Below are 22,143 nucleotides of genomic sequence, written 5' to 3'. Positions count from 1 at the left end.
CTCAGTTCGATGTTGTGTCTGAAGTCTCGGTTGTGGGCCCGTCGATCCCCGGATCAGTGATGGCCCCAACGGTGAGTGCCGCGCAGATGATCACGGCAAGTATAACGAGCAGCGGGAAAACAAAGCGTAGCCACCGGTCATAGGAGACACGGCCAATGGCTAGCCCACCCATGACGACGGCAAATGTCGGGTTGAACAGGTTCACCCATCCGTTTGCCGACTGGTATGCTGTAACCACAAGGTCACGACCGACGCCCGCAAAGTCTGCCAGTGGCGCCATGATCGGCATCGAAAGCGTGGCCAGCCCTGACGAGGACGGCACCAGGAATGACATCAAGATCTGAATACCAAACATCGCGTTGATAAAGGCGAACTCGCTCAGCCCCGAGACAAACCCCTCGGCTGCAGCAAGGATCGTGTCGGTAATTTTGCCCGCGTCCATAATGACGACAACACCACGCGCGACGCCAATAATCAGGGCCACGCCCAGCAAATCGCGCGCTCCATCCACGAAGGTTTCCACAAAGGTCCCTTCGTCCATTCTGGACCCCTCATCCGCTTTTCCGACCCACCAGACGATGATGGACATCACAAGGAAGAGACCGGACATTTCGGCCATCCACCACCCCAACGCGACAACACCATAGATCATGATAGCGAAGGTAATCCCGAACAGGAGCAAGATGGTGGAACGGGTTCGAGTCAACTCTGGCAAAGCGTCATCGCCGGCCGACCCTTTGAGAAAATGTCTTCTGTTTTCCTCGGCTTGATCGGCAACCACAGATGCAGAAGGATCGGCCTTTACTCGCTTTGCGTATCTCATGACAAAAGCGATACCAGCTGCCAGACAGAGAATGAGGATAATGAACCTCAAAACGATGCCAGTCGTAAATGGAATACCAGCGCCTTGCGAAGCTACGACTGTTGCAAACGCGTTGAAGGTCGAGCCAAGAGTGCCGATTCCAGCACCTAGCATGATCACAGCAACACCGGTCAGTGAATCATATCCCGCGCGTATGAATACCGGAATTATAAGAGCATAAAACGCCAGTGTTTCCTCAGCCATGCCGTAGCTTGTGCCGCCAAAGGCAAAGGCGATCATCAGAATCGGGATCATTAAAATCTCGCGGCCTTCAAGCCTATGCAGCAACCAACCAATGCCAGCATCGATAGCCCCTGTTTTGGTAACGACCATCAGGAAGCCACCGATAACCAAAACGAAGAGCGCAACGTCTATTGCTGCACTTGAAGAGCTTCCGAGAAGCCCAGGGTCATACATCCCAGCAATTGGTGCGAGAATTACCGAAGTTAGTCCCTGAGGGTTAGACTCGACTTCGTGATAGGTGCCCGGAACAGGAGCTTCGCTGCCCAGAGCTTCGTTCATCTGACGGTCATACTCACCGGCTGGAATAACCCAAGTTAGCACCGCGACAATAGCGATCAGAGCAAACAAGATTGTGAATGCAGTAGGAAACTTGAATTTGGACATAACTAACTCTCGCGTTGAAGGTACAGCGACGCAAAAAAACGAGCATGTATTTAGATTCGTTTCAATTTTTGGCGAGCCAAAATGGCTCAATGGAAAGTGAAAAATCGAGGGCAGGAAGTAGACTAGCAGTGATTCGCGCTGTGTTTGCGCGAAAATTTGCACCCACGTTGTAATGAAAGGGGCTTCTATGCAGCATGCTTTCCATGCCACGGATGACCGAAAAACACTTCCGACAGCTCCTTGGGTGATCGAGAAAACTGCGTTAACCGAAACACTAGCTGTAGATCCTAAACACGGTTTGAGCTCGGAAACCGCAAAGGAACGCCTCTCCCGATACGGTCTGAACCGTCTATCCGAAACCGAGGCTGAACCGGCGTGGAAAATGCTGCTCGTTCAATTTAAGAGCCCACTCCTAATAATCCTTATGGTGGGGGCGGTTATTTCGGCTTTCACCGGACATTGGATCGACGCCGTGGCGATCTTCGTGATCGCGATCTTCAATGCCTTCATCTCGTTTTGGCAAGAGTTCAAGGCAGAACAATCACTCGCCGCACTTCGCGAGATGTCAGCACCTCAGGCTTTGGTAAGAAGGGATGGTGACCAGGTTCAAATAGCCGCTTCTGATCTGGTCCCCGGCGACATATTGATAGTTAAAACAGGCGATATCCTTGCCGCTGACATTCGCTTTCTCCAAGCCAACAGAATGCAGGTTGATGAAGCTGCACTAACCGGAGAGTCCGAACCTGTGGACAAACATGATCGCAAGATCAACGACCAGGAGGTCGTTCTTGCCGACCGTCTCAACATGGGCTTCATGAGCACCCTTGTCACTGGTGGAACCGGCGAAGGCGTCGTGGTTGGAACTGGCATGAGAACCGAGGTTGGCCATATCGCGGATCTGATGTCAGCAGCCAAGGAACCAAAGACGCCGCTGCAGCTCAAAATCGAAGCACTTTCGAAGGTACTTATTATCGCGGCCCTTATCGTCGTGGCTATCGTCATTGGTATCGGCGTTATAAACGGCATGGACCTCGCTGAAATGCTAAATACCGCGATTTCTCTGTCAGTAGCAGCCATTCCAGAAGGCCTACCAACTGTCGTCACAATACTTTTGACGCTCGGATCTCAGAACATGGCTTCGAATAACGCTCTAGCCCGAAAACTGTCTTCGGTGGAAACGTTGGGCGCCACTTCTGTTATCTGCTCGGACAAAACTGGAACTCTTACACAAAACCAAATGCAGGTGATGCGCATTTGGGCGGGGGGTGAAACCTGGGAGGTAAGTGGCGCTGGCTTTGATACGTCAGGGGAATTTCTAGACTCGAAAAACGAAGCCACAAAGGTCGAAGAGGGGACACCGCTATGGCCTGTGCTGATGATCTCAGCTTTTTGCAATGATGCCCGGCTGATTGGTGAAGGTGCTGAGACCTCAGTGCAAGGTAACCCGACTGAAGGTGCGCTTCTGGTCGCTGCGGCAAAGGCTGGAATTGATGTCGAAGAACTGAGGGCTCGTCGGAGCGAGGCTCTTCAATCCTTTCCATTTGATTCAACAAGAAAAATGATGTCCGTCTTCGCACAGCTTCCCGACGGGCGGACTGTTTTGGTCGCAAAAGGGGCGCCTGACGTGATTTTGTCGCGAGCGGTTAAGGTCCGTATCGGCGAGGAGGAGCGGCAAATAACGCCTGAACTACGAGCTGATATAGAAGATGTCATTGACAGCTTTGGCGAGCGGGCTCTCAGAACTTTGGCGGTGGCGTATCGCGAAGTTTCCCCAGACGAACTGGATCACGACAACCCCGAACAGGAAATCGTGCTCGCCGGTATCCATGGTATTATGGATCCCCCCCGACAAGAAGTGCCGCATGCCGTAGCAGAAGCCACTGGTGCCGGAATCCGTACGGTTATGATTACTGGTGATCACGCCGTCACCGCCAAGGCTATAGCCGAGCAAATCGGTGTACTGTCGGGTTCACAGCAAGCCGTATTCACGGGTGCTGAGCTCGATCAAATGAAAGATGAAGATTTAAATAACGCTGTGAAGAACGCAGCTGTGTTTGCGCGCGTGACGCCTGAGCACAAACTTCGCATCGTCAAAGCACTTCAGACCAATGGTGAAGTGGCCGCGATGACTGGAGATGGCGTGAACGATGCGCCAGCGCTTCGCGCGGCTGACATCGGTGTCGCCATGGGGATTACCGGAACACAGGTTGCCAAGGACAGCGCCGCGTTGATTCTTCTGGATGATAACTTCACGACTATTGTCACGGCCGTTCGTGAGGGCCGTAGAATCTTTGACAACCTACTGAAATTCGTCCGGCAAGCTCTGACTGCCAACGTTGCGGAAGTTACCACTATACTTTTCGCTTTCCTGCTAATGGGCGCAGACCCCCTCCTTCCGATCACACCGCTTATGATCCTCTGGGTGAACTTGGTTTCAGATGGCTTACCCGCACTGGCGCTGGGATTTGAAAAAAGCGAGCCGGATCTAATGAGACGCCCGCCACGCCCGCGCGACGAGGACATGTTTGGCGGCGGAATGAAAGAGCGGATTCTGATTAGGGGCAGCGCATTGGGACTTCTGACCTACTACGTATTTCAAGAGTTTCTCGAACGCGGCGCCTCTCTGGAGCACGCGCAAACAGCAGCCTTCATGACCCTCATATTTGCCCAAATTTGGCATGTCTTTGACGCGCGAACTACAACGACGCTTTACCGTAAGTCGCCCCTTGGCAACACCATACTGCTGGGCGCAGTTGGCATTTCAATCGGTTTATCGTTGTTGGCAATTTATTCCGCTCCGGGCCATTTCGTTCTGGGCACGGTTCCGCTGCCTCTTTCACATCTGCTGGGAACGTTCTTTGTCGCGGCGCTTCCGACACTCGTGCTTTCTGGCTTAAAGGAAATGTTCAACCTTAAATTCGTTTAAGCGGAATGAGTGTGGTTAAAATGGCTAATCCAAAAATAGTGGTCACGTGTTTTACTTGGAAAGGAGGATCTTACTAAACTTGTAGACGGAGGGATTTAATCTTTTTGGCTTCTCGGATTAGTTTGCGGCGCGTTTTGAAGCGAACTCAGGAATAGTCATCGGCTTCTGCGGATTGCAAGTCGCGCCATAAACAGATCGAGGTTTCTTTTGTGGTTGGCCGTGTGGATTTCGGATTTTTTTCAACGGGGCTAGCGAGCCAGTCCTGCGGGAAAAAAAGACATTTGGCGCTAGAGTGACGCTGAAAATCGTCGAGGTAAGCTCGGCTGAAATGAAACACTGATAGCTTAGGATATTTCCGTTGGGGAGCAAGCGATGGTGGCGCAGAGAACGCCCGCTTGGCGTCCTGAAGTAGCAAAGAGGGGGAGGTGATAAATGGAACACAAGGATCCATTTGTAGAAAAACTTCAGGTCGTAATTCGGTTCGCCGTCCGTATTCTGGCCGTAATGATGGTTCTGGTTATACTACTTGGCGTCTTGGATGTGGCCTGGACCCTTTATCAGAAACTAATCAATCAGCCTGTCTTCATCCTGACAATCTCTGAAATATTAGCGACTTTTGGCGCCTTCATGGCGGTGCTAATCGCTATCGAAATATTCGTAAACATCACAATTTATCTTCGTGACGATGTAATCCATGTGAAGATAGTGGTTGCGACGGCGCTCATGGCCGTCGCGCGGAAGGTCATTATACTCGATACAGAAAAAACTAGCGGACTGGATTTGGTCGGCTTGGCTCTTCTAGTGATTGCTTGTTCACTCGCCTATTGGCTGGTTCACGATATGCCGTCCTTTAGCGTTCGGTTTGGGCGAACCAAAAGCGCTGAAGAAGCCAAGGAAGAACAATAGTGCCAGTACTTTTCTGTCCTCAGGGGGAAATTCACTCAAGATACTCATTTGTGTGGCGACGAGTGGGTGGACATCTATTACTACATTTTGACTAATTGAGGGTATGAAAGTACGTCTTCATATCGGCGTTGCGACGTTATTCACGTTCCTCACCTTAGCCGTAACAACATTGCTTGTTGCCATTCTCTATTTTGGCAACAAAGAACTCGCCATTCGTACCGCGAATGAGCGGATGACCGAGGCCAGAAATCAGTCAGTCGAAGAGATGCTAACCGTAATACGAGGAGCGGGAAATGTCGTATCTTCTGCGTCCGTCTTTCTTTCTAAGTTTACGGAGTATGCTGGCTCAAGTGCAGGTTTGGAAGTGCTCTATTCGCAGATGCAGGGTAATGAGCACTACTATGGTTTATATTTTGGAGAGGAAAAATCCGGCGACTTTTTCCAAAACATAAACTTGCCAAAATATTGGAAAACCTTTGGACCGAGCGCTTTGCCAGTGCCGAAAGGAGTAGACCGCGTCCAACGTATAATCGCCGATCAATCTGGCGAGCGTGTCGAAACTTACTTTTGGTCCAATGCCAGTTCGCTGCCCACACCATTTCTTAGTGGAACCACTGTCTACGATCCTCGAACGCGCCCTTGGTATCGCGGGGCGTTGGAGCAAAGCGATATTTATGTTTCACCGCTTTATCAGTTTGAGAGCACAGGACGTCTGGGTGCAACGTTCTCAAAAACCGTGGTCGACAACGAAGGTAAATTGCTTGGCGTCGTCGCGCTCGACATAACAATATCGGCACTTTCGCAAATCCTAGACGATATCAGGATTGGCGATCATGGTTTGGTTTTCATGCTAGATCGCGAAGGTCGCCTACTTTCGTACACCAGCACGCGATCCAAAGGTGGAGAGCCGCGCTTCGTGAGTTCCAATACGAATGGGTCAATTGAAGGCAGTAGCAAAATTATTGACAGTGTCATTGATGAATGGCGAGCAAACCAGCAGGATTTTTTTCGCATAGCTCCAGCATCCGATGGAAGAAGCTATATCGCATCTGTGATGCCAATCCCTGAAGTCTTCGGTGCCCAACCTACGCTCGGGCTTATAGTGCCGGAAGATGAGTTTATCGGAGACATAAAAAGAAATACGACCCGTGCTATGCAATTCGGCGTACTTGCTTTGACCCTGGCCGTCGCATTTACCTTTGTTGTCGCTCGTCTGTTGAGCAAAAATCTTGTGCGCGTGGCAGCTGAAGCAAGAAAAGTCAGTAACTTTGAACTAAGTGAGGACTTGAACCTGAAATCAAATATTCAGGAAGTTGCCGAACTCGAAACAGCGATTGCAAGTATGAAAGCTGGATTGTCGAGTTTCGGTGCGTTCGTACCAAAGGAGCTGGTGCGCTCTATCCTTTCAAAAGCAGAGAGAATTAGCGTTGGGGGAGAGTCGCGCGACGTTACCCTGATGTTCGCCGACCTTAAAGGGTTTACGCGCCAGACCGAGGGACTTGAACCAGAAGTTCTGATGCCTGCTTTGTCCGAGTATTTCGAAGCAATGGAAAAAGAGATATCTGGTAATCAGGGTACAGTGGATAAGTACATTGGAGATGCCATTATGGCTCTATGGAACGCTCCGCTCGATGATACTGATCACCCTGTTCACGCTTGCCGAGCAGCTTTGGCGTGTTTGCAGGCTGAGGCGAGTCTCAATTCTGATAATGGAGCGTTACCGTTGCGTCCGTTGCAAACACGTTTCGGCCTACACACAGGTCGCGTAGTTGTCGGCAACGTTGGGTCTCTTTCGAGATTGCAATACACAGCACTGGGTGCTGCCGTAAATTTTGCTTCCAGACTGGAGGGGTTGAACAAAGTTTACGGTACAAGGATTCTCGTGTCGTCAGATGTGGCCGTTCATGTCGAGAGCATGTTTTTGCTGCGCGAAGTTGACCATGTTGTGCCTGCCGGAACTAGTTTTCCTAGTCGTATCTTTGAACTAATCGCGGAAAAAGATGATGAGAGTGGCTTTCTGGCAAGCGTAGCCAAGAAACGCGAACTCGAAGAATGGCGTGTATGCTATGACTTGTATCAGTCTGGAAAATGGGCCGATGCATTAGAAGCCCTCCAGACGCATCGAGAAATTGCAACTAACAAGCTTGTTGTAGATGTCTTTATCGAACGTTGCAGCCGTTTCGCGTTTAAACTACCGGCCGCTTGGGATGGCGTTTACCGTTTCGAGAAGAAATGAATTTGCAGCGCATGAAACAACCATCCTGATGGGTCTCAGGCCAATGATGCGCTTACAATCAAAATGGGCCGGTCAAATCCGACTAACCAAAAAACGGACATTGCTTCAGGTAACGGCGTTCGTCGGTTGTGAGCTGAAAAAAGACATCGCATTTGGTGATGGATTCCGATGAAAAAAATCGCCTAAATGCTATAGATTTGGCGCCAATCAGTGCGGCATGCTAGCATTCGCAAGAGATCGAGGTTTGAGGTGAGCCAGACACGGGGGGCACCATGTCAAAGACGCTATATGAACGTCTGGGAGGAACGGGTGGTATTCGGCGAATAGTCGACGTTCTGGTGGACAATCACTCTAAAAACCCAGTTGTCGCTGCACGATTTGCGGGAACTGATATGGAACACCTCAAACAAATGGCAGGAGACTTCTTCATAACTGGTTCTGGCGGGCCTGAGATATATACAGGCAAGGATATGGTTGCAGCGCATCAGCACATGAACATCAGCGGAGATGAATTTGTCGCTGTTCTGGACGACGCCATGAACGCCCTAAAGGCCAACAACGTCGGCCAACGGGAACAAGAAGAGGTCTTATACATTCTATATAGCTTCAAGGACCAAGTTGTAGGTATCTGAATTTCGCCACAACCGGGTAGAGTCGGCAATCTTCAAAATCTTCAATCAAAGCTTGTTTTCCCCGCATGGTGGTCGTTCGCGAAATTTAGACCAAAGTCTTCCTTGAGCCCAGTACTACCGCTTCGGTGATTTTGCGAGCACGGTAGATACGGTGCGCGTCTTTCTACTTCTTGTGATCGCGATCGCGCCCAGCACTAAGGCGCATGCCAAAGCTTGAGGTAAAGAGATGGCTTCGCCAAAAGCAAGATATCCCACGGCAAACATCGTGGGTAATTCGATGCTTCCGACGACCGCAGTTTGGGAAGCCCCAATAACAGGTGAGCATATTGTGTAGATAAGCTGGGGCACGAAAGCGGTAACCAGACCAATACCAACAATGAAAAGCCAATCGGACTGTTCCATTGGGAGAAGCTCTCCAACCTCAGCACCAAGGATGAGCGGTGCGAGGCCCAGTACAGACCCCAGAGAAACTGACGCGATACGTGCCAAGGGCGCGATACGTGACAACCTGTGTACCAGGATGCAAATTCCGAAACCAAACCCAAATGGGGCGGCAAGGGATAGCAGCAGCGTTGGTAGGTGTTCCGCAGCCACTGACGTAGGTGAGCCAGCAATGACAGCTGCCACCACAATCAGACCAGCGGCCAACATGGCGCGTCGCGTGGGTGCGTCGCCAAACACAGCCCAAGCAATAACTAAGGTGAACACCGGATAGGTCATGTAAAGCACACCCACTGTCGATGCGGGTAGCTTCTCCAGCGCTGTTACATATCCGATCCAACCAAGCCCCATTACGGCTCCGGCGGAGAGACCCCAAGTGATCTCTCGCCATTCTTTTCGGTGCACGATGAGAACGGGAAGCAGAAGAAGAGCCGCAACAATGTAGCGGTAGAATGCGACCGCATAGGGTGCTACACCCTGTTCGGTCAAGCTTCGGCTGAAGTAGGGAACCAGCCCGAAACAGATTGAAGCAAAAAGAACACCAACAACCGCAAAAGCGTAAGGGATGGGCGTTCGATTTCGCGCAGATGCTGTGGCCATAATCTGGAGCTATCACGCATTTGCATCTTCGTCTTTAGAGATTCTAAGAATGACTGCTTTGTTCGCACAGCGGTCACTAAAGCATGCATCTGCGATTGATCAGATTATATACTTCAATGTTCAAACCTATAAAGCTGGCTCGTTGCCTGATTGATCCCAAAGCTCGTGTCATACTAACGACTATTTTTTTTGAGGGCGTAGCTTTGTTCGAGGTCAAAATTGACTTCTAAATGGTGAATCGTCGTCGCAAGTACACTGCAAGTGCAGGCGAGGCAATTTTGCCACTGGGGGTACTATTCGGGGTATCGTATGGTATGTGTTTATGTTTTATACTTTAAAAATATATATTTACTTTGGTTTGTGTATTCCGTGTGGGCACCAGAAAATTTCCTAAAAAACTAAGTCTTAACACCTATCAGGGTGATTTGACCCAGTGCAGTAAGTCCAGAATGGGTCGGAATTTGGGACGCTTTCGGTTTTGCCTTAGGCTGCGTTTAGCAACTCGCGCGCTTTGTCTGACGTGGTCAGATTCGCGAACTTGGCGGTTTTTTGTGTCGGAGTGACCGTCGAGTGACCTAAGAGATGAGACACTTCCTCAGGTCGCATACCTTTGTTCAGCATCCGAGTTGCATAGGTATCCCTGCAGGAGTGAATTGTTGCCGCTCCTTTCTCCGCCAACACACGGGCACTGGAGGCGCAGTTGTCCGTTAGGCTTGCCGCTTGGGTTTGACGGCCCGGTCCATTGAGACGAAAGGTTTTGGTTGCTCAGGGAGCCTTGTAAAAAACGTCGTAGAGCCGGTCGCTGATTGGGACTAACACGGACTTCTTGGTTTTGTGGCCCCGGTTGCCGATCGCTCTGTTTTCCAGATCATATCTGCTTACTCGACCAGAATGGCTTCAATCAGCCTTAAACCTTTATTTTTTAGGTAGTCGAACAGATCGGCCGCCTTCTGATATGCGGCGTTTCCCTCAGATGCCTTGGCGTTGGGAAACTGGGGAATGGCATTTTCTTTGGTTTCAGAAAAAACTTGGCATTTCACTAAGCCACGGTCGAATTCAGTATCCAGGTCAGGGTTCACCTTGTTCTTCTTTTTGCAAAAGTTGTTCACTCGCTTGAGAAAGCGAAGTTCGACTTTAGTCGTGTTTGCCGTCATACCTTCTGCCCGACGTGCCATCCTTAGGTGATCCACGTCGCCACCGGTCCAAGGAGAAAGAGGACGGTCCGGATCAAGCGACCAGTGGCCGTGGAAGACCTTGGTCAGCCCTAGCATTTGATGCATGTTGTATTGGTAGCTGTCCTTGGTCCGGCTTTGGACACTGGCCACCGTGAGCGCGGAGGCGTCTCGGAGCGTTATCTCCGGCTTCTCGCCATGTTGGCGAATGTCCATAACCTTGTTGTATTCCGCCGGCATGACGCGTTTAGCAACAGCCTAGTCTTTGCGCTTGGTACTGGCCTTGTACTCTTTGCCGCCGATCATGAACTTGTCGAAGTACGGGCTGTCATTGGTTTGAAGATATTCATTGGGCTCTTTCTTTAGACACAAAGAAGACCCAGCGCATCCGAACTTGGGCACGCTAAATCGATCCGCTTTGCGCTGGGCATGCAGAGGTCAGGTCTTCAGGTGTGGATTTTGGTTTGGGTTGTTGGTTCTGCTGGTTCAGCAAGTTTTTCAGTTGTCCCTTGTGCAAGGCATCCAAGAAGTTCGCTACTTCCCGGCTGCTCAGGTTGCCAAGAGCGACCAATGCATGTCGGGATGTTATTCTTGGGTTCAAAGACGCACCCAGATATAGCGATCCAAATTGAGAGGTTCGTCAAGTGTTACCCATAGGTTCGAAGGTACTGCCACATTGCCAAGTTCCATTTGCTTGATCATAGTGTGGTGTTCGTCGCCCAATGCCTTGGCCAAAGCCTTTAGAGTGTATCCCTTTTTCAGTCGGACATCTTTGAGACGCGCAGCCAAGTTGCTTCGGTTGGGGCCACCCGCTGTCGCCGTGCTCCTGTCCGAAGTGATCGCACGTGCCGAGTGGTCAGGCATCCGCAAGTATTAAATCGCTCGCCTTTTCACCGATCATGATCGCAGGTGCGTTGGTGTTTCCGCTGACGATTTCTGGCATGATCGAGCAATCAGCGACCCGCAGATTTTCTATTCCGTTGACTTTCAGTTTGGGGTCTACGACTGCATCGCCCGACGCGCCCATCGCGCAAGTGCCCGTCGGATGGTAAATCGAAACAGAATTCGACCGTGCCCAGTCCAGTGTGCCTTCGTAATCATCGCAGGATAGCTGCGCGTCAGGCCGGAACTCTTCCGAAATTTTTGACGCTAATGGGTTATGTCGTGCAATCCTTCGAGCGATGTTCACACCGTCCACGATCGTCCGGCAGTCGGTTTCCGTAGACAGGTAATTCGGGAAGATTTTGACATATTCAGATGGATCGGGCCCATTTAAATGCAGCTCGCCTCGGCTTTCCGGGCGCAATTGGCAAACCGACATGGTAAAGGCAGAAAACGGGTGTACCCCCTCGCCAGGACTGTCCGCCGACCACGGCTGGACGTGGAACTGGATATCGGGCGTTTGCACTTCGGGGCGCGTTTTCAGAAACCCGGTGGCAAGGCTAGCGGCCATGGTCATGGGACCTGCGCGGAACAACGCATATTTTAGCGCAATCCGGGCCTGATTGAACAGGCTACGCACTTCGTCATTCAGCGTGGGCTCGTTGCATTTGAATACAAGTCGCGCCTGCAGGTGATCCTGCAAACCTTTGCCAACGCGAGGCAACGCGTGGATCGGCTCAATCCCGTTGTCCTTCAAGTGATCGGGATCACCAATGCCCGATAGCATCAATATCTGCGGCGAGTTGATTGCTCCGCCGGACAGAATGATCTCGCGACGAACGGTGATTTTCTGCACAGCTCCAGATCGGTCGCGATATTCCAGTCCGGTCGCTTTTTTGCCGTTAAATGTGACGTGCGACACCATAGCGTGGGTGATGATATTCAGATTGGTGCGGTCGCGGACCGGCTTGAGATAAGCCACCGCAGCGCTGCACCTGCGACCGTTGCGCGTCGTCAGTTGAAAATACCCGACGCCTTCTTGTTCCGCACCGTTGTAGTCCGGGTTGAACGGATAGCCCGCGGATTGCGCAGCGGCGACCCAGGCGTCGCAGATCGGACGTTGTATACGCATATTCGATACTGACAGCGGGCCGCCTGTGCCGTGAAAGGCATCCTCGCCGCGTTCCTGATCTTCGCTGCGTTTGAATAGGGGCAGCAAATCTTCCCATCCCCAGCCGACATTGCCCATCTGGCGCCAGCGGTCGTAGTCCTCTTTTTGTCCGCGTACATAAAGGAGACCGTTTAGCGAGGATGATCCACCCAGTACTTTGCCGCGCGGCCAGTCGATGGAACGACCGTTCAACCCTGGGTCGGGTTCGGTGCGGTAGCACCAGTCGACCGACGGATTGTGCATGGTTTTGAAATACCCAACAGGGATGTGAATCCACGGGTTCGTATCTGGCCCGCCCGCTTCAAGCAGGGCGACTTTGGTGTTGGGATCAGCGCTTAGGCGGTTGGCAATGACACAGCCAGAGGACCCCGCCCCGACAACCGCATAATCCACTTCCATGACCGTCTCCTCCCAAAGTCGTCAAAAAACTCTATGCAAATTGCCAGAACTATACTAGCATTTTTTGATACAAAACGTCTCAATAATTGTGAAACGGGAGGATAGCAATGGAGATCGGACGGAAACTGAGTGGCATTTCACGGCGGGATTTCTTCCGTGTGGCAGGGCGCTATGGCATGAGCTCGACTCTGCTGGCAGCTGGTGGGTTCGGCGGCGCGATGAGCCTCGCCAATCTGGCGCAAGCCGCTGAGTCAAATTATGAAAAGAGGTTTTCGAAGGAGCCCAAACACACGCTGAAATTCGGTGCGGCCGGCTTCAATACCCGCAACCTTTTGATCGAACGGGCCGGTGCCATCGAGTTCGCGCGCGACCTCGAAGAGCGTACAGACGGTGAGATTCGCATCGAGTTCATCGGCGACAACCAGATCTGCGGTCAGCTGAGCTGCGTCGAGAAGACTCAGCAGGGAATCGTCGACATTTATGCCGCTTCAACCCAGAACTCGGCAGGCGGCGCGCCGTATTTGAACGTGTTGGACTATGCCTATATGTTCCCCAGCCGCGCAGCGCAGTATCATTTCTTTTACAGCCCCGCCAGTCAGCGCATCTTACGAGACCCCCTTGAGAAGCGCCATGGGCTGAAGTTCTTGTTCACCCATTGTGAACTGCGTGGCCTTCAGATGGGTTCTAACTTTGCAGACAAACCAACTGTTACAAAGCTGGAAGAGCTGTTCGGTACTAAGAACCGCGTGACCGGCACACAACTTGGTCGGATCGCAATGCAGCTGCTGAACCTGAACCCAGTGCCTGTCGCGTGGGAAGAGACGTTGGATGCGTTGAAAACTGGTCTGATCGATGGGGCCGAGACTTGGGCCTCTGCCGTGGCTTATGCCAACATGGCCCCAGTTGTGTCACAGTCGGTGAACCTCAAGTTCTTCTGTGGTACCGAACACACCTCGATGTCAGCAAAAGTGTTCGACAGCCTGAGCGGAGAGCTTCAGGATGCCGTCATGGAATCCTCGTACTTCACACAAGCGCTCATTCAAGGTGCGAACGAGGCTGCGTTGCTGAACACCGTGGGCTTCTCGGACCCGCAACTGCCGAACACGATCTTTGCCGAAAACGGTGTACGGGCCGCGTTCCTGGCTGATGATCAGATCAAATTGGCCGAAGAAATGTGTGCGCCAAACTACAACCCTGAACCCTGGGCGCAATGGCGTGAGCGTCTGAACAACTGGGCGGGTGGCATCGATACCTATCAGGAAATCTACGACATCGCGCGCGAGATTCCGGCGGATATGCTGCCTGAGAATGTCGAACCCCGCCGTTGGTGGATGGGCACTGCCTAATTAAACTGAACGAACCGGTCCTTTCGCGGGCCGGTTCCACTAAACACCGACTGGGAGGACGGGGTTCATGTCGCTGTGGGCAGATATTGGGGCAATTTTCAGCGCCTTACTCAGCCGGGATTCATTCGAGATTCAAACCGCACTGCGGTCTGACGCGGCTTGGGTAGTCGGAACGGTGGTCGCCGCGCTCGGCGGTTTGCTAATCATGATGATCTACCGAAAAGTACCGTTCATCGAGCGCCAGCTTGAACGCTCGGTCATGGTGTACTCCTATCTGGCCATCGCGCTGATCATCTTTTGGGGTGTTATTGACAGGTTTGTGTTCAACGATCAGGAACCGTGGTCGACGACCATCCCGCCGTTGTTGTTCATGGTGATGGCTTGGTTTGGCGCGTCTTACAACGTGCGCCTGCGTACACATCTGAGCTTTACTGAATTTCGCACGGGGATGCCGCGCGGCGCGCAGCTGGCCTGTCTGATATTGGACGCTGTTCTTTGGTTCATTTTCGCAGTCATTGTCATCGTGACAACGACACGTCTGGTGGCGCTTTCGGCTTCGAATTTTCAGATCGTGCTCGGAACCGACAACATCATGCAATGGTGGTTCCTTCTGGCCGCGCCGCTGTCGTTCTTCCTAATGGTTGGGCGGGTGTTTCAGAACCTGGCAGATGATTTTGACAACTGGAAAACAGGTAAGCCACTGCTTCAGCAGGCGGTGATAGGATCGGACTGATGGCGGACGGAACCTGGGTAACTCTGATCTCGATAGGGGTCACTTTTCTGTTCATGCTGGGCGTGCCGGTTCTGCTGGTCATCAGCTATTGGGTGATCGGCTGTTCTTTTGTCCTTGGCCTGACGCTGGACAATATGGGAGCGGAACTCTTGAACGTGTTCAACAAGGGCTTCGCCCTGTTGGCGATGCCATTGTTCATTCTGACCGGTGACCTGATCAACAAATCCGGTATTGCGCGCCGGCTAAGCGACTTTGCCTATGCCTGTCTGGGCTGGATACGCGGCGGGCTTGCGATGGCCTCGCTGGGGGCGTGCGGGTTGTTCGCGGCGATTTCCGGCTCAAACTCGGCCACCACCGCGACGATCGGGTCGATGCTGCACCCGGAAATGGTCAAGGGCGGTTATGACGAGCGCTTTAGTGCCGCAACCGCTGCGGCGGGTGGTACGGTCGGCATCATCATACCGCCGTCGATTATTTTCATCGTCTACGGGTTCCTGATGAACCTGCCAATCTCCGAGCTGTTCGTGGCCGGCATTCTGCCCGGCGCGCTGATGGTGATGGGCATGCAACTGGCCTGTTGGATCATCTGCCGCATCAACGGTTGGGGCTATCTGATCCCGTTGCAACTTAACCGCATCCTGAAAACCGCCTTTGGCGCTTGGCTTGGGTTCTTTGCCATCGGCCTAGTACTGTGGGGCATCTACACCGGCAAGTTTTCACCCACCGAAGCCGCCGGCGTGACTGTCGGATTCTGTGTGATTGCCGGGCTGGTCAGCTATCCGATTAACCGCATCATGGGCGCGCGCAACAATATTCCGCCGACCGAGAAAACCTATGCCGAGATGTTCGTAGTTGAAGGGTTTACCATCCCCGAGATCCCCTCGATCGTGATCCGATCTGCGCAGATCACTGGTATCCTTGCACCGCTGATTGCCGTGTCTGTCGTGATGCAGCAAATCCTGTCGTTGCTGGGGGCGCAGCAGACGATCGGTGACTTTGTCACCTCAATGGGCGGGTACCACGCCGTGTTGTTTACCTCGATGGTGATCGTATTCTTTTCCGGCATGGTGTTGGAAAGCCTACCTGTCACGATCATTCTTGCCCCGATACTGGCCCCCATAGCAGCGTCTGTTGGCGTCGATCCAATCCATTTCTCGGTGATCTTTCTGGTCGGGGCATCCATCGGTTTCATCACCCCGCCCTATGGATTGAACTTGTACGTGGCGTCCGGCGTGACCGGCGTGCCCTATTTCAGATTGTTGCGCTACACGGTGCCGTATCTAGTGGCTTTGCTATCAGTTTGGATACTGGTGTCACTGGTACCTGATCTGGCCTTGATCCTGCTGCCAAACAACTAGAATGTACCGGGATGGCCTATACTGATGCACCCGAAAAAGAAACTCAGATACCGACAAATCTGCGCCTATTGGTGATCCTTGAGGAAATCGCCCGGCGTGGGGTCGCGGTAAAGCCATCGGATTTAATCGAAACTCTGGGCTTGGCAAAACCGACGATCCATCGCCTGCTGCAAACCGCCGAAGCCGAAGGGTTTCTGCAGCGCGATCTGGATGGGCGGTCTTTCGGACCGGGGCCTCGCCTGCGCCAGCTTTCCGTGAATACAGTGTCATCGGAACATCTTCGTACCGCGCGACTAGCAATTTTGCGCAGCGTGGCGGATGAGATCGGCGAAACGTGCAATCTGGCGATCCCCGACCGCGAAGGGATGATCTATCTTGACCGGGTCGAGACAAAGTGGCCTTTGCGCATTCAATTGCCGATCGGGACGCAAGTGCCGTTTCACTGCACCGCTAGCGGCAAGATGTACTTGTCGACGCTTAGGCAACAAGTTCTGGACGGTTATCTGGCCGCTGGAAGGCTGGACGCCCAGACGCCGCATACACTGACCGAACCGGAGGCATTGCGGGCCGAAATGCACCGGATTTCTGCCAGAAATTATTCGACTGATGACGAAGAATTCATGTCCGGCATGACCGCTGTTGCCGTGCCAATTCAGGACGAGACGGGCAGGTTGGTCGCCACTTTGTCGGTTCATGCCCCAACGCAACGTCATGAACTGCAAGGGTTGCTCGAATTCCTTCCTGTCCTGAATGGTGGAGCCGAAAAGTTGTCGAACCTTCTTTGTTCCTGATTGGCTCTTTGCAGTGCTGTAGCAAATTTTTTTGCCTACACCGGTATTGTTCGCGCCCCTATCTATTTTCCAGATATCAACAACCTTCACCCGCTTACGCGGGCTCAAGGAAAGTCGGTTATTTGAATGTATATCGCCTCTGAGAGTCCCAATAGTTCAGCCGAGTTGCCTTGTTGGGTTTCCGTAGGCGACGGCAGAATTCTCCAAATCGTGAGTTCCGCCCTTCTTTTTGCTCTCTACCTAGCGCGTAGACGGCTCATCGTGACAGGCGTGATCCCCAAAAAGGATGCTATCAACGAATGAGTGAAAATGTCTTCATAGCTGGGGAATGCTTGGCGGAACCAGTTCAGCCGCTCCGCCCCGCCAAGAGCGGCGAGACACCATTCGCGTTCCGCCTTTTCACTCAATGCGTCTCGTAGAATACCATTTGCCCAGTTTCGGATTGGTTCAGACTCAATCATCAGGTTCGTAAGCCGATCAGTATTGATCCAATAAAGCGAAGCGTCTTTGGTTGCCTCGATGGACACAAGGGACACTCCATCCCGCGTTCGCGCGATATTCGGCGTGACAACGCAAGGACCTACATGGAGCCCAACGCATACTTCCTTGCCTTCTTGGTCACAAATGCTGCTGGCTAGGCACCCATCCAAAAGAATGAACTCATCTGATTCAGGTTGTTCTTGGTGGGCAAGGCGTGCGCCCTTGTTCAAACGCTTACTTCTCCACTGAGACGCAAAACCGTCTGCAGAACTCATATCAGGCAGGTCAGGAGACTGTGCGAGAAATTTCCGTAGATCCATCTTGGTTTGCCTTATCAAATGATAATGCGTGTGGCTTCACCCAAGGGCAACTTGGCACAGATCAAGGAGTTCCCAAAATGATTCACACAATTCTTTCAAGGTACATCGGTTTTGCCGCCGTTGGCTGCGGGTTGATTGCTTTAGTCATCTACGTGCTGATGATCAGCGTCACGCTTGCTCACATCGAAGCTGTCTCGGGGCACGTCCCATTCGACATGCGTCCGCTCGGCTACACTCCCAAAGACGCCGCGTCGCTTCTTGAAGCCTTAAGAGCGGAAGGGCGCGAGTATTATCTCAGTTACCAGCTCTCTCTGGATACATTTTACCCGGCTATGCTCGCGCTGACTTTGATAACCACGTTTAGCTGGTTCGGGCGACGTATGCCCGACAGCAAGCTTGTTCGCTCTGGCATAATTCTCTCGGTTGGCTGCGCCTTGTTTGACTATTTCGAAAACATTGGAATCGCGGCCATGATTTGGAGTTGGCCAGAGGTATCAAGTGCACTGGTGTATGCCGCCAGTACAGCCACAATTGTTAAATCGGCCCTGACAACTTTGGCTGTACTGCTTTCGCTTCTGACTGGGTTTCTCTGGGCGCGTCTCCCCAAAGCGGACCTTTGTCCCCAGGCGGACAATGGCGACTTCGTCCGCACAGCGGACGCTCACTGAATTCTGCTGAACGTCTGCACCGAGCCCAAAGCAGGCGCTCATTGCATTACCCTGAACAGCCAGTTTGCGTGAGTATCTGAATTTGCGAAGGGGCGCACGATGACAGAGAGAATGACTGAATAAATACCTATCAGGCGTTTGCGCTGATCACGGCTGAAACCTTGTGATAACAGCGGTTCCTGGGGAAGTTGGTCCATTCATTGCGCGAAGTTCATTGCTGGCCTCTTCCAATCGGACCTCTCTGGCGACCATTGGCTGGATATCTACTTCGCCACGCTCGATCATTCCTAGAAGGCGTGGGTATTTCCACGAAGGCATACCACGAGTGCCGAAAAACGAGAGTTGTTTGGAATAGATTGCACGCATGTTTACCTGCATCTGGCCGTCGCCCGAAGGCATACCAATTTGCACGTGTCGACCAAGGATGGCGAGACACTCTAAGGATGCGTTCGTCGTTGTTTCGATCCCCAGCGCTTCTATGGAAACCTGTGCTCCTCCATCCGTGATATCTAGGATCGCTGCTGCGGCGTCTTCTTTGCTGGCATTTACTGTAGCGTCTGCACCGTTAAGCTTTGCATGCTCAAGTTTCTCATCGACCACATCCACTACGACAACTCGGCATCCAAGCATTTTTGCCAATAGAAGAACGGACAAGCCAATACCTCCTGTACCGTGGACAGCCACCCATTCACCAGCTGCGACATCTGCGCGGTCTGTCAAAGCATGCCAAGCAGTGGTTACACGACACCCGAGCCCTGCCGCCAAGGAAGGAGAGAGCGTTTCTGGCAAGTGAACCAAGTTATGGTCAAACGGCACAGCGACATATTCTGCGTAGGCACCTGGCGTTCCAAATCCTGGAACGATTTGTTTACCACAAGTGTTTGATACGCCTGTTTGACAAGCGTTGCAGCTGCCGCAACCCAAGATGAATGGCGCTATGAGGCGGTCACCAACACTGTGCTTCGCTTGAGGCCCTGCCTCTACCACAGTTCCACAATATTCGTGCCCTAAGATGGAGCCATTTTGAACTTTGGGGTGCGCGCCAGACCATCCATGGTAATCCGAGCGACATACTCCACAGGCTGCGACCTCCAGGACCACTCCATTGTCTGGGCAGGTTGGATCCGGGACCGTCTCAATCGAAAGATCTTCACAAAACTTTCTTACGACTGCAGCTCGCACTTATCGCTCCTAAAGATTCGGTTTCTTTGATCCAGCAATTCGGTTCGGTCGAGTCTAAACAGGCCTATCGCCTTTCACGGTCACACGTCGCCCTTTTCTCTCAGCGGGCCAATAGTCCCAGATCGCACGATGCATACAGCACCGGTTGTCCCAAAAGGCCATGTCGTTAAGTGACCACCTGAACCGGATTTGATAGTTGATCTGTTCCGCATGCTCGAAAAGCATGTTGAGGATCGCGTCGCTTTCCTTTTCCGACAAGCCCAAAATCTTTGTTGTAAATGTTCGATTCACAAACAGCGACTTTCGGCCCGTTTCCGGATGGGTCCTAACGATCGGATGAACTGCTTCGGGACAGTCAATTTCGCTGTCTTTTTGCCCCCGGTCGCTATAGCGGCCTTTGTAGATATGCTCGGAACTATGAAGTGCAGATAACCCGTTGATCATATCTTTTATCGGTTCCGAAAGATCATCGTAGGCCGCATACATATCACTGAACATGGTATCCCCGCCACAGGGTGGTGCAACATGGATTTGCAGCATAGTTCCAAGGGGCGGTGTCACATCGCAAGAGACGTCAGAGTGCCAGAACTCACCGTTTGCTACCTTGGAATTCTTAGTTGCATGTATTTCGAAAATCTCCGGATACCCGTCCATCGTTGGGGCTGCGGGGTGTGCGTGAAGCGGCCCAAAGCGTTTCCCAAATTCAATGTGCTGCGCAGGTGGTATTTCCTTCTGCTCTTTGAAGAACAGCACCTGGTAGGTGTGAAAAGCGTCGCAGATCTCTGCAAACTGGTCGTCAGGCACAGGCCGGCTTAGGTCGACTCCGTAGATCTCAGCCCCGAGGTTTGGAGCGAAGGGTTTGGCGACGATGGAAGTATAGGCGTTGGATTTGGGAGCAACCATAAGCACCTCTGGGTTTGGTTTCATAAGGCGTGCTGTGTGCATGGTACACATCAAAAAAAATGAACAAAAACGAAAAAACTTTGACTAATAAGTGAAAAAATTTTCAAATAATGAACACGGTTTTAGTGCTAGCGAGGTTATCGGGATGAGTATTCGGGCACTGCGAACTCTAATCGCAGTTCATCGACATGGTAACTTCCGTGCCGCGTCTGAGGCGGAGCATCTAACTCCGTCGGCGGTCAGTCACCAGATGCGGAATCTGGAGGTCGCGTTGGGGCTCGAACTATTTGACCGATCATCCAAGTCGCCCAAACTTACTCATACCGGGCTAACGTTCGTCGGAGAGGCTGCTGCGGTGGTGGCCGCATATGACGGTTTGGCGGACAGGGTGAAGTCGAACAACGAACTCTCTGGTGAAATAACTTTGGGGGCCGTTCCAACGACCCTGACTGGATTAGTGCCAACTGCGTTGGCGAGGCTAAAGTCCGTGCATCCGGACATCCTTGTACGGATTGTTCCAGGTTTGACCAATCAGCTTTTGCTACAGTTGGACCGCGGGCAGATTCAAGCGGCGATCATTTCCCGACCAGATGTTCTGCCAAACACATTGGAATTCTCAGAAATTGTATCTGAAAAATTGGTCCTGCTTGTCTCGGAAAACACCCCAGATTTACCTTCGAGAGAATTGCTTGGTGCGTCACCGTTTATTCGCTTTACGCGTGATGCGGTTGTAGGAAGGCAAATCGAGACTTGGCTGCAAAGAAAGGGCATTGAAGTCAAAGACGCGATGGAGCTTGAGAGTCTTGAAGCAATCTCCAGTATGGTGGCCGCTGAACTTGGCGTGTCAATCATACCAGACAACCGTTTAACGACATATGACCATCTGCGGCTCAAAAGGATCCCCCTTGAACAGAAGGGACCAGAACGCATTGTTGGCTTGGCAAGTATGACGGCATCGCCTCACACCAAAATGATCGACGCAGTTACAGCGGCGCTATTGGAAGCAGCAGATAGTCAACGGGTTTGTATGTGAGTTGGCACTCCAGTAGGTATCCACAAGATGTTTTCGACCAATTGAACTAAGAAAACTGGGAGTCAAAACTGGGCTTGGGTCAGTCATTAGTATGCAACGTGGAGAAAAACGGCTTCGAGCCCATATCGAATACTCATCCGATGTCGTTTTCCCAGACCAGATTTGGGAAGGTGAGTGTGGTCGTCATAACGCCTGCCGTGCTGGCACTAGCGAATTCCTTTTGTTTGTCTGTGAGGAACAGTGAGATAAAGAAACCCGCCATGCTGGCCACGCCGATACCGATGATGCCTGGAAAGTTCGTGTCACCAGCGTCGGGCACGCCTACCATGTGGTATTGAATGTAGCGTGTCAGGAAGACAGCGAATACCCCCAGAAAGAACGCCCCGACGAAGGCTCCGGGATAGGCGAGGCGTTGCCAGATTGTATTTGTGCGAAGTTGGGGTGCCAGGCTGGCGGCCTCTTGGCGCGATGTTCG

19 protein-coding genes and 1 pseudogene are annotated in these 22,143 nt (G+C 52.2%); 10 read left to right on the top strand and 10 right to left on the bottom strand.

Annotation, left to right across the window (positions count from 1 at the left end; genetic code table 11):
• Window position 1: 1 nt before the first annotated feature.
• On the bottom strand, window positions 2-1,489 hold the full coding sequence (locus ACR0CA_RS03340) for a YfcC family protein (RefSeq protein WP_480897441.1): 1,488 nt from the start codon (window positions 1,487-1,489) through the stop codon (window positions 2-4).
• Window positions 1,490-1,676: 187 nt separating this feature from the next.
• Between ACR0CA_RS03340 and ACR0CA_RS03335 the strand changes: the two genes are divergently transcribed.
• From ACR0CA_RS03335 to ACR0CA_RS03320, 4 genes are all read left to right on the top strand, one after another.
• Complete coding sequence (locus ACR0CA_RS03335; protein WP_170752263.1) at window positions 1,677-4,415, top strand: cation-translocating P-type ATPase; 2,739 nt, start codon at window positions 1,677-1,679, stop codon at window positions 4,413-4,415.
• Window positions 4,416-4,847: 432 nt separating this feature from the next.
• Window positions 4,848-5,321: a phosphate-starvation-inducible PsiE family protein gene (locus ACR0CA_RS03330; RefSeq protein ID WP_068340474.1), complete on the top strand. Its 474-nt coding sequence runs from the start codon at window positions 4,848-4,850 to the stop codon at window positions 5,319-5,321.
• Window positions 5,322-5,424: 103 nt separating this feature from the next.
• The gene (locus tag ACR0CA_RS03325) at window positions 5,425-7,557 is read left to right on the top strand and encodes an adenylate/guanylate cyclase domain-containing protein (protein WP_480897440.1); all 2,133 of its coding nucleotides are present in this window, start codon (window positions 5,425-5,427) and stop codon (window positions 7,555-7,557) included.
• A gap of 272 nt (window positions 7,558-7,829) precedes the next feature.
• Window positions 7,830-8,189, top strand: coding sequence for a group I truncated hemoglobin (locus ACR0CA_RS03320; RefSeq protein ID WP_480897439.1), 360 nt, complete (start codon window positions 7,830-7,832; stop codon window positions 8,187-8,189).
• Window positions 8,190-8,303: 114 nt separating this feature from the next.
• On the opposite strand, the gene ACR0CA_RS03315 is transcribed toward ACR0CA_RS03320, so the two are convergent.
• From ACR0CA_RS03315 to ACR0CA_RS03300, 4 genes are all read right to left on the bottom strand, one after another.
• Entirely contained in the window at window positions 8,304-9,230 is a 927-nt protein-coding gene (locus ACR0CA_RS03315; protein WP_480897438.1) for a DMT family transporter, read from the bottom strand.
• 483 nt (window positions 9,231-9,713) lie between these two features.
• Window positions 9,714-9,911, bottom strand: a complete 198-nt coding sequence (locus ACR0CA_RS03310) for a tyrosine-type recombinase/integrase (protein WP_480874651.1) — start codon at window positions 9,909-9,911, stop codon at window positions 9,714-9,716.
• 197 nt (window positions 9,912-10,108) lie between these two features.
• The gene (locus ACR0CA_RS03305; RefSeq protein WP_480897437.1) at window positions 10,109-10,642 is read right to left on the bottom strand and encodes a hypothetical protein; all 534 of its coding nucleotides are present in this window, start codon (window positions 10,640-10,642) and stop codon (window positions 10,109-10,111) included.
• 616 nt (window positions 10,643-11,258) lie between these two features.
• A complete protein-coding gene (locus ACR0CA_RS03300) occupies window positions 11,259-12,854 on the bottom strand; it encodes a GMC family oxidoreductase (protein ID WP_480874645.1) in 1,596 nt (531 codons plus the stop codon).
• Window positions 12,855-12,961: 107 nt separating this feature from the next.
• Here ACR0CA_RS03300 and ACR0CA_RS03295 point away from each other — a divergent pair, with 107 nt between their 5' ends.
• The 4 genes from ACR0CA_RS03295 to ACR0CA_RS03280 all read left to right on the top strand — a co-directional run bounded on the left by ACR0CA_RS03295 (window position 12,962) and on the right by ACR0CA_RS03280 (window position 17,082).
• Window positions 12,962-14,200: a TRAP transporter substrate-binding protein gene (locus ACR0CA_RS03295; protein ID WP_170770083.1), complete on the top strand. Its 1,239-nt coding sequence runs from the start codon at window positions 12,962-12,964 to the stop codon at window positions 14,198-14,200.
• Window positions 14,201-14,267: 67 nt separating this feature from the next.
• Entirely contained in the window at window positions 14,268-14,933 is a 666-nt protein-coding gene (locus tag ACR0CA_RS03290) for a TRAP transporter small permease (protein WP_170770084.1), read from the top strand.
• Window positions 14,933-16,291, top strand: coding sequence for a TRAP transporter large permease (locus ACR0CA_RS03285; RefSeq protein WP_170770085.1), 1,359 nt, complete (start codon window positions 14,933-14,935; stop codon window positions 16,289-16,291). Before ACR0CA_RS03290 ends, ACR0CA_RS03285 begins: the two co-directional genes overlap by 1 nt.
• Before the next feature lie 11 nt (window positions 16,292-16,302).
• The gene (locus ACR0CA_RS03280) at window positions 16,303-17,082 is read left to right on the top strand and encodes an IclR family transcriptional regulator (protein ID WP_170788973.1); all 780 of its coding nucleotides are present in this window, start codon (window positions 16,303-16,305) and stop codon (window positions 17,080-17,082) included.
• A 236-nt stretch (window positions 17,083-17,318) separates the two neighbouring features.
• Here ACR0CA_RS03280 and ACR0CA_RS03275 read toward each other — a convergent pair whose 3' ends face one another.
• Entirely contained in the window at window positions 17,319-17,837 is a 519-nt protein-coding gene (locus ACR0CA_RS03275) for a Crp/Fnr family transcriptional regulator (RefSeq protein ID WP_480897436.1), read from the bottom strand.
• 122 nt (window positions 17,838-17,959) lie between these two features.
• Here ACR0CA_RS03275 and ACR0CA_RS03270 point away from each other — a divergent pair, with 122 nt between their 5' ends.
• The gene (locus ACR0CA_RS03270; RefSeq protein WP_480897435.1) at window positions 17,960-18,550 is read left to right on the top strand and encodes a hypothetical protein; all 591 of its coding nucleotides are present in this window, start codon (window positions 17,960-17,962) and stop codon (window positions 18,548-18,550) included.
• 147 nt (window positions 18,551-18,697) lie between these two features.
• Here ACR0CA_RS03270 and ACR0CA_RS03265 read toward each other — a convergent pair whose 3' ends face one another.
• The 3 genes and pseudogenes from ACR0CA_RS03265 to ACR0CA_RS03255 form a co-directional block, all read right to left on the bottom strand.
• Window positions 18,698-19,204, bottom strand: coding sequence for a zinc-binding dehydrogenase (locus tag ACR0CA_RS03265; protein WP_480502894.1), 507 nt, complete (start codon window positions 19,202-19,204; stop codon window positions 18,698-18,700).
• A 138-nt stretch (window positions 19,205-19,342) separates the two neighbouring features.
• Window positions 19,343-19,651, bottom strand: a pseudogene (locus tag ACR0CA_RS03260) (alcohol dehydrogenase catalytic domain-containing protein); the annotation flags it as partial.
• A 135-nt stretch (window positions 19,652-19,786) separates the two neighbouring features.
• Complete coding sequence (locus ACR0CA_RS03255) at window positions 19,787-20,659, bottom strand: TauD/TfdA dioxygenase family protein (RefSeq protein WP_480897434.1); 873 nt, start codon at window positions 20,657-20,659, stop codon at window positions 19,787-19,789.
• Window positions 20,660-20,726: 67 nt separating this feature from the next.
• Between ACR0CA_RS03255 and ACR0CA_RS03250 the strand changes: the two genes are divergently transcribed.
• A complete protein-coding gene (locus tag ACR0CA_RS03250; protein WP_480897433.1) occupies window positions 20,727-21,668 on the top strand; it encodes a LysR family transcriptional regulator in 942 nt (313 codons plus the stop codon).
• Window positions 21,669-21,801: 133 nt separating this feature from the next.
• Here ACR0CA_RS03250 and ACR0CA_RS03245 read toward each other — a convergent pair whose 3' ends face one another.
• Complete coding sequence (locus tag ACR0CA_RS03245; RefSeq protein ID WP_214646781.1) at window positions 21,802-21,996, bottom strand: hypothetical protein; 195 nt, start codon at window positions 21,994-21,996, stop codon at window positions 21,802-21,804.
• Between the last annotated feature and the right edge of the window lie 147 nt (window positions 21,997-22,143).

It is taken from the genome of Ruegeria sp. F12, assembly GCF_056533885.1.
This window is presented reverse-complemented; position numbering and strand designations above follow the sequence as displayed.